11 protein-coding genes are annotated in these 13214 nt (G+C 65.6%); 8 read left to right on the top strand and 3 right to left on the bottom strand.

All coding sequences use genetic code 11. The annotated features are described in order from the left end of the window. From LH128_RS14435 to LH128_RS14410, 6 genes are all read left to right on the top strand, one after another. Nucleotides 1–866, top strand: an 866-nt coding sequence (locus LH128_RS14435; protein WP_008830384.1) for an alpha/beta fold hydrolase, incomplete at its 5' end; no start/stop codon positions are given. 52 nt (nucleotides 867–918) lie between these two features. Continuing rightward, nucleotides 919–1632 carry an SDR family oxidoreductase gene (gene bdcA, locus LH128_RS14430; protein WP_008830383.1) on the top strand — a complete coding sequence of 238 codons (714 nt, stop codon included), beginning with the start codon at nucleotides 919–921 and terminating at the stop codon, nucleotides 1630–1632. A 207-nt stretch (nucleotides 1633–1839) separates the two neighbouring features. Next, nucleotides 1840–2385 (top strand): nuclear transport factor 2 family protein, encoded by a 546-nt coding sequence (locus LH128_RS14425; protein WP_008830382.1) that lies wholly within the window; start codon nucleotides 1840–1842, stop codon nucleotides 2383–2385. Beyond that, entirely contained in the window at nucleotides 2382–3278 is an 897-nt protein-coding gene (locus LH128_RS14420) for an SDR family NAD(P)-dependent oxidoreductase (RefSeq protein WP_008830381.1), read from the top strand. Before LH128_RS14425 ends, LH128_RS14420 begins: the two co-directional genes overlap by 4 nt. Then, the gene (locus LH128_RS14415; protein WP_037519469.1) at nucleotides 3268–3825 is read left to right on the top strand and encodes a nuclear transport factor 2 family protein; all 558 of its coding nucleotides are present in this window, start codon (nucleotides 3268–3270) and stop codon (nucleotides 3823–3825) included. The genes LH128_RS14420 and LH128_RS14415 overlap by 11 nt, the downstream gene beginning before the upstream one ends. Next, entirely contained in the window at nucleotides 3822–4715 is an 894-nt protein-coding gene (locus LH128_RS14410; RefSeq protein ID WP_008830379.1) for an SDR family NAD(P)-dependent oxidoreductase, read from the top strand. The genes LH128_RS14415 and LH128_RS14410 overlap by 4 nt, the downstream gene beginning before the upstream one ends. Before the next feature lie 269 nt (nucleotides 4716–4984). Here LH128_RS14410 and LH128_RS14405 read toward each other — a convergent pair whose 3' ends face one another. The 3 genes from LH128_RS14405 to LH128_RS14395 form a co-directional block, all read right to left on the bottom strand. After that, nucleotides 4985–7456, bottom strand: coding sequence for an AMP-binding protein (locus tag LH128_RS14405; RefSeq protein WP_008830378.1), 2472 nt, complete (start codon nucleotides 7454–7456; stop codon nucleotides 4985–4987). 200 nt (nucleotides 7457–7656) lie between these two features. Further along, entirely contained in the window at nucleotides 7657–9798 is a 2142-nt protein-coding gene (locus tag LH128_RS14400; protein ID WP_008830377.1) for a PQQ-dependent dehydrogenase, methanol/ethanol family, read from the bottom strand. 10 nt (nucleotides 9799–9808) lie between these two features. Next, entirely contained in the window at nucleotides 9809–12289 is a 2481-nt protein-coding gene (locus LH128_RS14395; RefSeq protein ID WP_008830376.1) for a TonB-dependent receptor, read from the bottom strand. Nucleotides 12290–12602: 313 nt separating this feature from the next. Between LH128_RS14395 and LH128_RS14390 the strand changes: the two genes are divergently transcribed. Next, nucleotides 12603–12905 (top strand): putative quinol monooxygenase, encoded by a 303-nt coding sequence (locus LH128_RS14390; RefSeq protein ID WP_008830375.1) that lies wholly within the window; start codon nucleotides 12603–12605, stop codon nucleotides 12903–12905. A 4-nt stretch (nucleotides 12906–12909) separates the two neighbouring features. Beyond that, on the top strand, nucleotides 12910–13206 hold the full coding sequence (locus LH128_RS14385) for a putative quinol monooxygenase (protein ID WP_008830374.1): 297 nt from the start codon (nucleotides 12910–12912) through the stop codon (nucleotides 13204–13206). Nucleotides 13207–13214 lie beyond the last annotated feature (8 nt).

Raw genomic sequence — 13214 nt, 5'->3', positions numbered from 1 at the left:
CCGCCGCGCAAGTCGCGCCGTTCCCCGAAGGTTTCCGGACCGAGGAGGTATCGACCAACGGCACCACGATCCACACCCGCATCGGCGGCAAGGGGCCGGCCGTCGTCCTGCTTCACGGCTATGGCGAGACCGGCGACATGTGGGCGCCGGTGGCGGCCGATCTCGCGCGCGATCACGCGGTCATCGTGCCCGACCTGCGCGGCATGGGCCTGTCGGCGAAGCCCGCCGGGGGCTATGACAAGAAAACGCAGGGGCAGGACATCGCCGGGCTGCTGGACGCGCTGAAGGTCGGCAAGACCGCCCTCGTCACGCACGACATCGGCAACATGGTGGGCTACGCCTTCGCAGCCCAGAACCGCGAGCGCGTCACCAGCTTTGTGCTGATGGATGCGCCGCTGCCGGGCGTCGGCCCCTGGGAGGAGATCCTCAAGAACCCGCTGCTTTGGCACTTCCGCTTCGGCGGCCCCGACATGGAGCGCCTCGTCGCCGGACGCGAACGGATCTACCTCGACCGGTTCTGGAACGAGTTCTCCGCCCGGCCCGAGCGTTTCAGCGAAGCCTCGCGCGTCCACTACGCTGCGCTCTACGCCCGGCCGGGAGCCATGCACGCGGGCTTCGCCCAGTTCGCCGCCTTCGACCAGGACGCGATCGACAACCGCGCCTTCGTGGCAGCGGGCAAGCTGGCGATGCCGGTGCTGGCGGTCGGCGGGGAGAAATCCTTCGGCCCGATGATGGCGACGGTCATGCGCTTCGCCGCCTCCGACGTCACCGAGGCCACCATCCCCGATGCCGGACACTGGCTGATGGAAGAGCAGCCAAAGGCCACCGTCGCAGCCGTGCGCGGCTTCCTCGACGCGCACAAGTGAGCGCCGCGTGCCTCACGCACTACCCAATCCAAGCATTACAGGAGCCACACAAATGACCGACTTTTCAGGAAAGACAGCTCTCGTCATCGGCGGCAGCCGGGGCATCGGCGCCGCGATCGTAAAGCGCCTCGCCGCAGACGGCGCGGCCGTGACATTCTCCTACGCCGGGGCGACAGACGCCGCGCAGGCGCTGGCCACCGAGACGGGCGCCAGCGCGGTCCGGTCGGACGCGGCGGACCGCAGCGCGGTGATCGCCCTTGTCGCCGATGCCGGACCGATCGACATTCTCGTCGTCAATGCGGGCGTTCTCGTGTTCGGCGATCCGCTGGAGCAGGACGCCGACGTCATCGACCGCATGATCGACGTCAATGTCCGCGCGCCCTACCATGCCGCCGTGGAGGCCGCCCGGCGCATGCCGGACAATGGCAGGATCATCTTCATCGGATCGACCAACGGGGACCGCATTCCATTCGCGGGCGGCGCGGCCTATTCGCTCTCCAAATCCGCGATACAGGGGCTGACCCGGGGCCTCGCCCGCGATTTCGGCGGCAGGGGCATCACCGTCAACACCGTCCAGCCCGGCCCGACCGATACCGACATGAACCCCGGCGACGGGCCGATGAAGGACCTCATGCACGGCTTCATGGCGATCAAGCGCCACGGCCGCCCGGACGAGATCGCCGGGATGGTCGCCTATCTCGCCGGTCCGGAGGCCGGCATCGTGACCGGCGCGCTCCATACCATCGACGGCGGGTTCGGGGCGTGATGCCCGATACCTGCAAACTCCGCATCGGCGATCAGCGGGCCGTAGCGGGTCCGCGTGTCCAGATTGGTCAAGTCGTAGCGGCGGTTTTGCGGCATTGAACTTCGGTGGAAGGGGCTTGTCCGCGCGACAGGCCCCTTCGCGATACCGCGCATTCAGGAGCCGTCAAAGCGGCCAATGCGTCCCGGCATGACGGCAAGGAGAGGTTGGATGGAGCAGGCTTTACGCGAGATGATCGACCGCGAGGCGATCCGCACTTGCGTGGCGCGACTGGCGCGCGGCGAGGACCGGCGCAGCGCGGATCTGATCCGCTCTTGCTGGTGGCCCGATGCCCGGTTCGACTACGGCGTGCATGGCGGCCCTTTCGACGCCTATCTCGCGTGGGTGGTGCCCGGCGCCGATGCGATCAAGGACACCCAGCACCTGCTTGGCCAGACGCACATCGAACTGGCGGGAGCCACCGCGCGCGCCGAGACCCACGTGTTCTCGTACCACCGTGTCGATATGGGCGAAGGCGATCGGGATACCTGCATCGGCGGACGCTATCTCGACACCTTCGAGAAGCGCGCCGGTGCCTCGGCCGAGCCGGAATGGCGGATCGCCGACCGGGTGATGCTCTACGACTGGGAACAGGACTGGGGCGCCGCAGCGGACTGGTCCAAAGGCGTGATGGGCTATCCTTTCACCGCAGACCATTTCCCCGGCCGCGCCAAGGGCGACTACAGCGAAGACTGGTTCGCAGGGAACGCGGCATGAGCGCGCCGCTTGCGGGCAAGGTCGCGCTGGTCACCGGCGCCAGCCGCGGCATCGGCAAGGGCATCGCGCTCGTCCTCGCCGAGCAGGGCGCCACGGTCTACGTCACCGGGCGCACCGTCAGGGAGGGCGACTACTACCTGCCCGGCACGGTCGGCGGCGCGGCTGCCGAGTGCGACGCGCGCGGTGCGACCAGCGGTGGCAGCGGCATCGCCGTCGCCTGCGACCATGGCGACGACGAGGCCGTGGCCGCGCTGTTCGCCCGCATCGCGGCGGAGCAGGGCCGCCTCGACATCCTCGTCAACAATGCCTTTACGCTGTCGGACGACCTGCTGGAACCCAAGGGCTTCTGGGAAAAGCCGCTCTCCAACCTCGAGATGTGGGACGTCGGGGTGAAGTCCAACTACGTCGCGGCGTGGCACGCGGCCAAGATCATGGCGCCGCAGAAGTCGGGGCTGATCGTGGCGATCTCGGGCTTCGCGGCGGTGACGTATACCTACAGCGTCATCTTCGGCACGTCGAAGTCGGCGGTCGATCGCATGGCGCGCGACATGGCGATCGAACTGGAACCTCACGGCGTCGCCTCGCTGACCTTGTGGCAAGGACTGACCCTGACCGAGAAGGCGCAGGACAACCTTGCCAAAATGGGCGACAAGATGACCACCTCGATCACCTCGATGCAGGGCAGCACGGTCGAGCATCCGGGGCGCGTCGTGGCCGCGCTCGCTGCCGATCCCGAGGTGATGAAGCGCTCGGGCGGGGAGTTCGTCACCGCCGAACTGGCGCAGGAATACGGCCTCACCGACGTGGACGGCAGCGTCATTGCATCGGCGAGGGCGACGCGCGGCTCGCCGATCTGGAAACCCGTTTCGGAGGTCGACTACCGTGGCAAATGATCGTGATGCCCGTATCGCGGCGATGCTGGACAAGCACGAGATCCGCGAATGCCTGGAGCGTTTCTCGCGCGGGATGGACCGCTTCGACCGCGCCGTCTACCTCTCCGCCTTCTGGGACGACGCCGAGATGGCGGCCGGACCTTTCGTGGGCAGCGCGGCGGACTGCTGGGACTGGGCGGTGCCGATGCACGAGGCCGGACAGATCGTCACGCATCACGCGCTGTTGCAGTCCAACATCGACCTCGACGGCGATACCGCCCATGCCGAGACGTATTACCAGTTCGTCGGCCGCAACCGCGACGAGAGCCTGTGGATCGCGGGCGGACGCGATGTCGACCGGCTGGAGCGGCGGAACGATGCATGGAAGATCGCGCTGCGCACCAACGTGATCGAGTGGGGCTGCCTGCCGCCGCCAATGCCGATCCCCTTTGCCGACGTGCCCGACATCGCGCTGAACGGCGTATCGGCCCGCGATCCCGGCGATCCGTCCTATCACCGCCCGCTCGTCAACCGGCGCCAATCCGCCAATCCGGGAAAGCCGTCTTGAGCGGACTTGCCGGCAAGGTCGCGCTCGTCACCGGAGCGACGCGCGGGATCGGCAAGGGCGTCGCCTGCGCGCTGGCGGATCAGGGCGCGACGGTTTACGTCACCGGTCGCACGCTCTCCGCAGGCGGCCACGTCCTGCCCGGCTCGCTCGAAGAGACGGTCGCCGAAGTGAACGCGCGCGGCGGGCGCGGTGTCGCTGTTGCGCTGGACCTGCTCGACGATGCCCGGATCGGCGCGGTGTTCGATCAGCTCGCGCGCGACGAAGGGCGGCTCGACCTGCTGGTGAACAACGCCATGGCCATTCCCGACAGCATGACCGAGCGCACCGGTTTCTGGGAAAAGCCGCTTCAGGATGAATGGCAAATCTGGGATACCGGCCTGCGCGCCGCTTACGTCGCCGCCTGGCATGCCGCGCGGATCATGGTGCCGCAGGGTTCGGGGCTGATCGCGGCGCTGTCCGGCTACGTCGGGGTGACCTACACGTACGATGTGGTATTCGGCACGACCAAGACCGCGACCGACCGCATGATGCGCGACATGGGCCGCGAACTTCAGGGCACCGGCGTCAGCGCGGTCTCGCTCTGGCAGGGCTTCACGTATACCGAGCGCGCGACCGAGAACCTCAAGTCGGTTCCCGGCATGGCCAGCCAGCTCAACAGCGCGGTCGGCTCCTCGCCGGAGTTTCCGGGCCGGGTGATCGCGGCGCTGGCGATGGACCCGGCGGTCGGGGACAGGTCCGGCGGCACCTTCATCAATGCCGAGCTGGCAATGGAATACGGCGTGACCGACAAGGACGGGCGCACGATCCCTTCGCTGCGCGAAAGCCGGGGCGCACCGCTCTGGGGCGCCGGCGACACGACATGGACGGAGCCGGCGAGCAAGGTTTCATAAGGACGATCGCGCGGCTTCACCGGTGCGCTTTCCTACAGGCCGCGCCGTCCGGTACATTGCTCCGCATGGCCCGTCCGCTTCACAAGGTTACACCGCAAGGTGACACATTGCCCTCACAAGGTGACATGTTGTCCTTACAAGGTGACACTTCCGCCGCGAAATGTGTCACCTTGCGCGTGCAAGGTGACACATTCCTGCCCAAGGTGACACCTTTTCCCCCTGGACAGTGTAAACCGTGTAAACCCTGTCACCTTGCAGCGCGCCTGCGGTCACGCGTTGGCCAGCCCGGGAGGCTCTTCGCGGGCGAACGTCGGCTGTATCGCCTTGCCGTCCCGCGCGCTCAGGAACGCGCGTACCTTGCGTTCGGCCCAGGTGTACGCGTGGGCGAAGACGATGCCGAACCCGATCGCCACGGAAAGCGCCACCCACGGCTTCGGCCCGTGGAACATACGGATGATCAGCGACCGGACCTGATAGTGGCTGAGATACATGAACATCGACGAACCGGCGACTTCGGACACCATCGACTTCACGAACGACGGCACCTTGATCGACGTTCCGAATAGCAGCAGCGCCGCTCCGCCCAGTATATAGGCGCTGGCCGAGGTGACACCGTGATGAACCAGCACGGCGACGCACACCACCGCCATCGCCACCATCCGGCTCTGCAGGTCCCGCGCGCTGGCCATCAGCATGCCCACGGCGACCGTCCACATGTACCAGATCGGCGTGCGGTGGAAGATGTAGTTGGTATCCCAGACCCTCTCCACCGTCCAGCTGACCACCGTGGCCACCGCGACCAGTACCGTGCAGAACGTCATCGGCCTTGCCTTGAGAAACTCGCGGATCGCTGGGAACGAGAACAGTGCGGCGAGCACGAGCAGAAGCTGCATGTACAGCTCCGCGAAGTAGTAATAGGCGATGTGATACTGGTGCGGATCGAACCAGTTGGAGATCAGCAGCAGCGGCTTCACTTCCATTTTTCCAGCCCACAGCTGCATCGCGATGGTGACCATCAGGGTCGGGATGGCCACGCTGACGACGGTTCCGAAGATCGTGCCGACCTTTCCGGTGCGGCTGATCTCCGGCCACTGGAAGCGCATCACGCTATAGCCGCACAGCATGAACAGGAAATACGCCGCGCCCCAGTTCCGGCTGTAGACGAAGGTATCCAGATGCAGCGCTACGATGCAGATCATGAAGAAGGCGCGCGTCAGCATCGCGGCGTCCAGCTTGCGCCAGCTGTCGACGGCCGTGGTTCCGGCGCTCTTCTCCAGCTGCTCGACCGTCAGCGATTCCCAACCATCGGGAAGGGCGCCGAAACGGCCCTCGAAGCCGAGCGAGAACTGGATGTAGCTGAGCGAATCCCCGCCCATGCTTTCGAAGCTGTCGTTCGGCCCGATGCGGCGGCCGGGGAAGAACTGCCGGAAGAAGCCCTGCACGTCGCGCGGTGCAGCCTCCGCCGCCCGTTCCACGACCGGCTCGGGAGGCGCGGACTTGCGTTCCTCGACGAACTCCTGGGTCAGGACGCGGCGCATGGCCTTGCCGGTCGCCGTGCGCGGAATCTTCGGCATGACCCTGACGTGCAGGGAATCTCCGGCAACCACGCCGAACGCCTTCAGCGCCTCCGCCGCTACGGCATGCAGGCGGTCGGCGGAAATGTCGGTCGCATCGGACGCGACCAGCACGCCCTCGCCGCGCAGCGCGTCAGGCACCTTGGCGACAACGACCTTGCCGCTCTGGCCCAGCAACTGAGCGATGCGCGCCTCGAGCAGGTCCGGGTTGAGCTTCACCCCGCCCGAATTGATCAGATCGTCCGCGCGGCCGTCGTAGTAGAGGTAGCCGTCCTTCACATGGCCAAGGTCACTGGTTTCGAGCCAGCCATCGGCGTCGCAGAGATCGCGCATCTCCTCGCCGTCCAGCCGCCGGCGCGCGACGTGCGGCCCACGGATGCGGATGCGTCCTTCTTCGGAAATCCCGACCTCGGTGGCGCCGACAGGCTTGCCGACCGAGTCCAGCACCTCGTCGGAAACCTCCGAAATCTGCAGGAACGTGCTGCGCGAAGCCTCGGTGAGACCATAGTGCTGCACAATCCGGGCATTGGGGAACAGGTCGCGGATACCGCGCTTCTCGGCGGCCGACATGTACTGCGAACCGATCTCCAGCCACAGCAGCTTCTTGCCCGCATCCCCGATCACCGTCTTCTGCTGCAGCACGATGCGCAGCAGCGTGGGGACGGCCGACAGCGCATTCACTTCGCCCGCCTTGAGCATTCGGGCAAGTTCGAGCGGATCGAACCCGCGTGGCGGCAGATAGGACCGGCCGCCCACGGCACTGACCGCACGGATACGGCCGATCCCAAAGCTGTAGGTGACCGGGACGCCGACATACTCGCGCACGTCGGAAGTGAGGCCCATCTGGTCGATGATCCGCTCCGCCGCATCGGCCAGGTTTGCGTAAGTCAGGACAATGCCCTTGGGCTTGCCCTCCGTACCCGATGTATAAGTGACCTGAGCGGGCCGATCGTCGTGGATCAGCGGGCGGCTCTCGTCGAACCAGCCGCCCCCTTCTTCCGGCACGATGCAGGAAACGACGTCCAGTCCGGTCAGCGTCGCCGCATGCGCCTCGTCAGGAACATTGACGAAGGCCTGACGGGCCTCATTCAGCGCGAATACGTTCCGGACGTAGGACAGTGAACTTCGAGTAACGAGCGCGGTGGCTGTCAACTTCTGGTTGCGCACTGTAGAGCCCCTGTGCTGATCGCCGTGAGGCGATAGTGACGAACGGCACGAATCAGTGCTTGCACGCCAAGCCCCCAGTGCAATTCAGGCAGAAGGGTAAATCCGCTCCCTGCGCCCGAAAATGCTGAGAAACACCAACCGAGAAGCGTGATCACAGGATCGGGACGCCCCTTTCGAAGCGCCCTTTCCTGGGGGTTGGCTCACTCTCCGGTCTTGTGTGCCGAACCGACCGAACTGTCGGGGCGGCCGCTGCGCAGGACTTCGGCCCGCGTGCGGATATACTGGCGCAGGGCTTCGACCTGATCTGGCGTGAATTCACCGAACCTGGGCATTCCCGCCGGGACCAGCGCACCGTTGCGGACGACTTCGGCGAAAGCCTCGGCATTGGCCGGGATCGGCGAAGTGCGCAGGTCTGGCGCGGTGCCCCCGGCGATGACCGAGGTGCCATGGCAGACCGCACAGCGACCGCCGAAGATGCCCTCTCCGCGCGCGGCCTTGTCGGCGTCCGGCTTGAAGTCGGCATCCTCGAAGGCGACGGCCTTGTAAGGTTCGCGCGGCGGCAACTGCTGCTTGCCGCCGATGGCGAAAGTCAGCACCCGCCGCGCCTGCGTGCGGTAATCGATGCCGTACTGCGCGAACATCGGGCCGAACAGGCCGACGCTGGTGCCGATCCCGGCGATTACCGTGACGTACTGCTTCCCGTTTACCCGGTAAGTGATCGGCGGCGCCACCACGCCTGCGCGGGCGTCGAAGTTCCACAAGCGCTTGCCGTCCTCGGCGTTATAGGCCGAAAAGCCGCCGTCGGGCCGCCCCTGGAACACGAGATTGCCGCCCGTCGCCATGATGCCGCCATTGCCGTGCGTGGGCATCGGCAGCTTCCAGCGCGCCTTCTGCGCCACCGGGTCCCAGGCGACGAGCCAGCCGGTGACGTCCTTGCCCCCCGCGTCGATCGCGTAGCCGACGCCCGGAGACAGTCCCATGCCCTCGGCGAACTTGAAGTTTTCCCGGGTGATGCCGGTGTCGTCGAAGTGCGCCTGAAGATCGATGGCGGGGATGTAGGTCAGCTTCGTCTTCGGGCTGTAGGCCATCGGCATCCAGCTATGCGCGCCGAGCGGCGTGGGGCGGAACGAAGTCCTGCCGCTTTCGTAGCGCACGCCGGGGTTCTCGACCGGACGGCCGGTGGCAAGGTCGATCTTCTTCGCCCACGTCACTTCCACGAAGGGCTCGGCCGAGATCAGCTTTCCATCCTTCCGGTCGATCACGTAGTAGAAGCCGTTCTTGGGCGCCGTCATCACCACCTGACGCGGCTTGCCGTCGATGGTCAGGTCGGCCAGTTCCATATCCATCGCGGCGTTGAAATCCCAGCTTTCGCCGGGGTTGATCTGGTAGTGCCACTTGTACTTGCCCGTCTTCGCATCGAGCGCGACGATCGAGCAGACGAACAGGTTGTCGCCCTTGCCCAGAGAACGGATCTTGTGGTTCCAGGGCGCGCCGTTGCCGGTGCCGAGCAGGATCTGGTCGTTGGCCTTGTCATAGGTGATGGCGTTCCATACCGAACCGCCGCCGCCGTACTTCCACCAGTCGCCGCTCCAGGTCTTCGCGGCCATCTTCTGCGTTTCGTCCTCGAAGCCCTTCGCCGGGTCGCCGGGGACGGTGTAGAATTTCCACAGCGGCTTGCCGCTGTCCGCATCGAAGGCGGTGACGAAACCGCGCACCGCACTTTCATCGGACCCGGCATTGCCGATGATCACCTTGCCATCGAACACGCGCGGCGGACCGGAGATGAACATCGGCGCGCCCTCCTCCAGCGTCTGCACGGTCCAGACGGGCTTGCCGGTCTTCTCGTCGAGCGCGATCAGGCGGCCGTCCTGCGTGGCGGTGATGACCTTGTGGTTCCAGTAGGCGATGCCGCGACTGCCCCAGCCCTGCCTGAGGCGGATGCCGGAGGCTTCGGGGGCCTTGGGATCGTGTTCCCATTTCACCTTGCCGGAAGCGACGTCGATCGCGCGGACCACCGAATAGCCGCTGGCGAGATAGACCGTGCCGCCCACCTCGATCGGCCCGGTCGCGGGGTTGCCCGCCGGAAGGTCCACCGCCCAGACGAGGCCGAGATCCTTGACGTTCCCGGCGTTGACCTGATCAAGCGGGCTGTAGTGCTGCTCGCCATAGGTGCGGCCGAAGGCGGGCCAGTCGTCGCCGTCACTGGCATCGTCCAGCTGGCGCTCCCACCCCTCGGGAGCGCCCTTCCCGGCAAGCGCCTGCTGATCCGCCGATCCGCAGGCCGCGAGCGACCATGTCAGCGCGACGGCAATCCCGCCGCGCAGCACCTTTGCCTCAAACATCAAGCACCTCTCAAAGATGGTCGCCGAACGACAGCCCGAGTTCGACACCGAAGTAACGCGGCGCCCCGTATTGCGAGTTGAGCCACAGCCCCGCGACGTTCTGCACCGCCACGCGGTAGCGCTTGTCGGTCAGGTTCTTGCCGATCAGGCGCACGTAGTAGCGGTCATCCGCCTGCGCGAGCGTGATCGAGCCGTTCACCAGCGTCCTCGCATTGAGGAACGTGTTGCCCAGCGGATCGTCGATCGCCTGCGTATTGAGGTTGCGCCCGGTATACGCGACGTTGCCGTTCACCGTCAGCTTGTAGTCGCTGCCCAGCGGCAGCGCATAGGAGCCGTCCAGCGTCCACTGCCACTTCGGCGCGCGGTCCAGCGGGGCGGAGGCCAGGTCATAGCCTGCGTTCTCGGCGGTATAGGTCTTGTACTTACCGTCCTGGTAGCCGAGCACGCCGCGCAGGGTCAGGCCCTCGACCGGAGTGGCGGAGAGTTCCGCCTCGATACCCTTCACGTCGGCGCTGGCGGCGTTGACGAACAACGTAACCTGATTGGGCTGGCCGTTGACCACGATCGGCACGTTGAGCTGCTTCTGCAGATCCTTGTACTTCACGTAGAAGCCGGTGAGGTTGAAGCGCAGCCGGTTGTCGAGGAACTGCGACTTGAAGCCCAGTTCGAAGCTGTCGGCCTTTTCCGGATCGGTCGGCCGCGCGGCGGCGCGGAAGGCGTCGAGGTCGGTGCCGAAGGCCGCGAAGCCGCCGATCTGGTCGTTGAAGCCGCCGCCCTTGTAACCATGCGAATAGCCGCCGAAGACGAAGATATCGTCGGTCGCCTGATAGCTGATGCTGGCGCGGTACGTCGGCTCGCGCCACTTGCCCTTCACGCTGACGACGCCCGCCGGGTAGTTGTAGACGCTGGCGTCGAGCGCCTCGTTGATGGTGATGGTCGGGTCGAAGCCGCCGTTCAGTGCCGGAATGAAGGTCTGCTGGCGGCCGAGCCAGGTCTTGTCGTCCCAGGTATAGCGCCCGCCCGCCGCGATCGTCAGCTTGTCGCCCAGCTTCAGCGTGCCTTCGAGGAACACCGCGCGCGACTTGGCCCGCTGCGCATTACACAGCACGTAGGGCGTGTCGTTCCAGTTGCCGAACGGCAGCGGGCCGGAGGTGAGGTCGAGGAACCCGAGGATCTGCGCCACGCAGAAGTCGATCTTGTCGCGCTGATAGAACCCGCCCGCGACGAAGTTGAACGGCCCCTGCAAGTCGGAGGCGAAGCGCAGTTCCTGCTGCCAGGTCTTGCGGTTGTCATCGCGGGTCGCGTCGAAGAACGACAGGTACTGGCCGTCTTCCGCCACGGCCGTCGCACCCGCGTAGGAGTTGGGAATGCGCGAGCGCTGGTTGCGATAGCCCGAGACCGAAGTGATGGTGCCGATGCCGGTGTCATATTCGAGGTTGGCGTAGAGCCCGTCGACCGAAATGCGCTGGCCCTTGTCCATGAACAGCAGGCCGTCATGCCGTCCGGTATAGGCCGCCCGCTTGAGCGGATCGGTGCCCTGCGCATTCGGATCGGTCAGGCCGAGCAGGTCGGTGACGAAAGGGTTGGTCCCCGTATAGAGATAGTTCTCGTTCACCGACGGCACCGAGTCCGAACGATCGCGAATCCATTCGTACTGGAACAGCGCGCTGAAATTGGGCGAAGGCTCGACCAGCAGCTTGGCCCGGGCCTGCCACACGTCCTTGCCACCGATCGTCTCGCCGCCAAGGCAGCCGCTGCGCCCCTGGAACTTGTTGTCGACGAAGCCGGTGACCGGGCCGTAACAGGCCCCGTTCTTGTAGAACCCGTCAGACTTCTCGTAACCGCCGACGAGGCGGAAGGCGGCGATATCGCCGATCGGCACGTTGAGCGCGGCCTGCACCTTCTTCTGGCCGAAGTCGCCGTACTCGGCGCGCGCATCGACGCCCACGTATTCCATCTGCGGGCGCTTGGTGCGCACTGTAACGACGCCGCCGGTGGTGTTCTTGCCGAACAGCGTGCCCTGCGGCCCGCGCAGCACTTCGACCTGCGCGATGTCGAAAGTATCGAGCAACTGCGTCTGGACGGAAGGCACCACGAAGTCGTCCACCAGCACCGCCACCGGCGGCTCGAAGTAGACGATGATGGAGGTCTGCCCCACGCCGCGCATGGCGAAGCTGGCGGCGTTGAAGTTGGCGATCGTCGCCGCCGAGAAGTTCGGTACGAAAGCCGCGATGTCACCGAGATCGCGCGGGGCGGCCTGTGCGATCAGCGTGCTATCGACCGCCGAGACCGAGACCGGCGTGGACTGAAGGTCGGTGGCGCGGCGAGTTGCGGTGACGACGATCTCGGCCAGGCCACCCGACGCTTGCGGCCCCGATTGCTGCTGGGCTGCGTCGGTGGTTGAATTGTCCTGTGCGAAGGCTGGCGTGCTTGCGATTCCGGCGACGAGCGCGAACGCGCAAGACGAGCAGTAAAGCTGCCTGGTGAACATGCCTCTCTCTCCTAATGCCCCGCCATTTGTTTGCGGGTTGCATTAAGGATTATCACGAAGACGGCGTTTGGCAATCATTCATGTATGTTTTTTTGACGACTATTTTCGTCATATGCCCCGGGCTCATGCGATGGTTGTCGGCAAACTTCTCAGGGGGCGGGAAAACGCGATATAGCATGCATTCATGATTGTTTTTATTTTGCGATCGCCTATCCTCGATTCCATGGAGCACGCGCCGGGATAGGCGCGGCATTCGGAGAGAACCTGCGGGAAAGAGAGCGACTCGTCCCGCGCTGAAAGGAGAGATTGCCCCATGGCCTTCAGTTTCCTGTCCCGCTTCCGGGTCCGCGACGACCGGCAGGACGATTTCATCGCCCTCGCCCGCCAGATGGAGGATTTGTCGAAGCGGGAGCCGGGCACGCTTGCCTACAAGTTCTTCCGCCTTGCCGAACCTGGCATGTTCGCCGTCCACGAGAGCTTCGTGGACGAAGCCGCGGACGAGGCGCACATGGCCTACGATCACAACAAGCCGCTGATCGAAAAGATCGTCGGCTGCATGGAAGGCACGTACGAACGCGAGCTGCTGTTCGACCTCGCGCCTCACGGCAGGGCCTGACCCGATGCCCGCCAAGAGCTTCATCGCCCAGCTGCGCACCCGTCCGGAAAAGCGCGGCGACATGATTGCCCTGCAGTCGGAACTGAAGGGCCTCGTCTTCCAGAACGAGCCCGACGCACTCGTCTACGAGCTGTTCCAGTCGGAAGCCGATCCCGACCTTTTCCAGGTCGTCGCCACCTTCCGCGACGAGGCCGCCTACGAAAAGCACATGCATATAGACTTCCATGACCGGCTGGTCCCGCCGATCCTCGAATGCGTGGCCGAGGACATGAAGCTGGAGTTCTACCGCTCGCTGCCGTGATCGAGGCT

Origin of the sequence: Sphingomonas sp. LH128 (assembly GCF_000293195.2) — a bacterium.
Taxonomy (GTDB): domain Bacteria; phylum Pseudomonadota; class Alphaproteobacteria; order Sphingomonadales; family Sphingomonadaceae; genus Novosphingobium; species Novosphingobium resinovorum_A.
The sequence above is the reverse complement of the archived record's forward strand: the minus strand, read 5'-3'. Positions and strand labels throughout refer to the sequence as shown.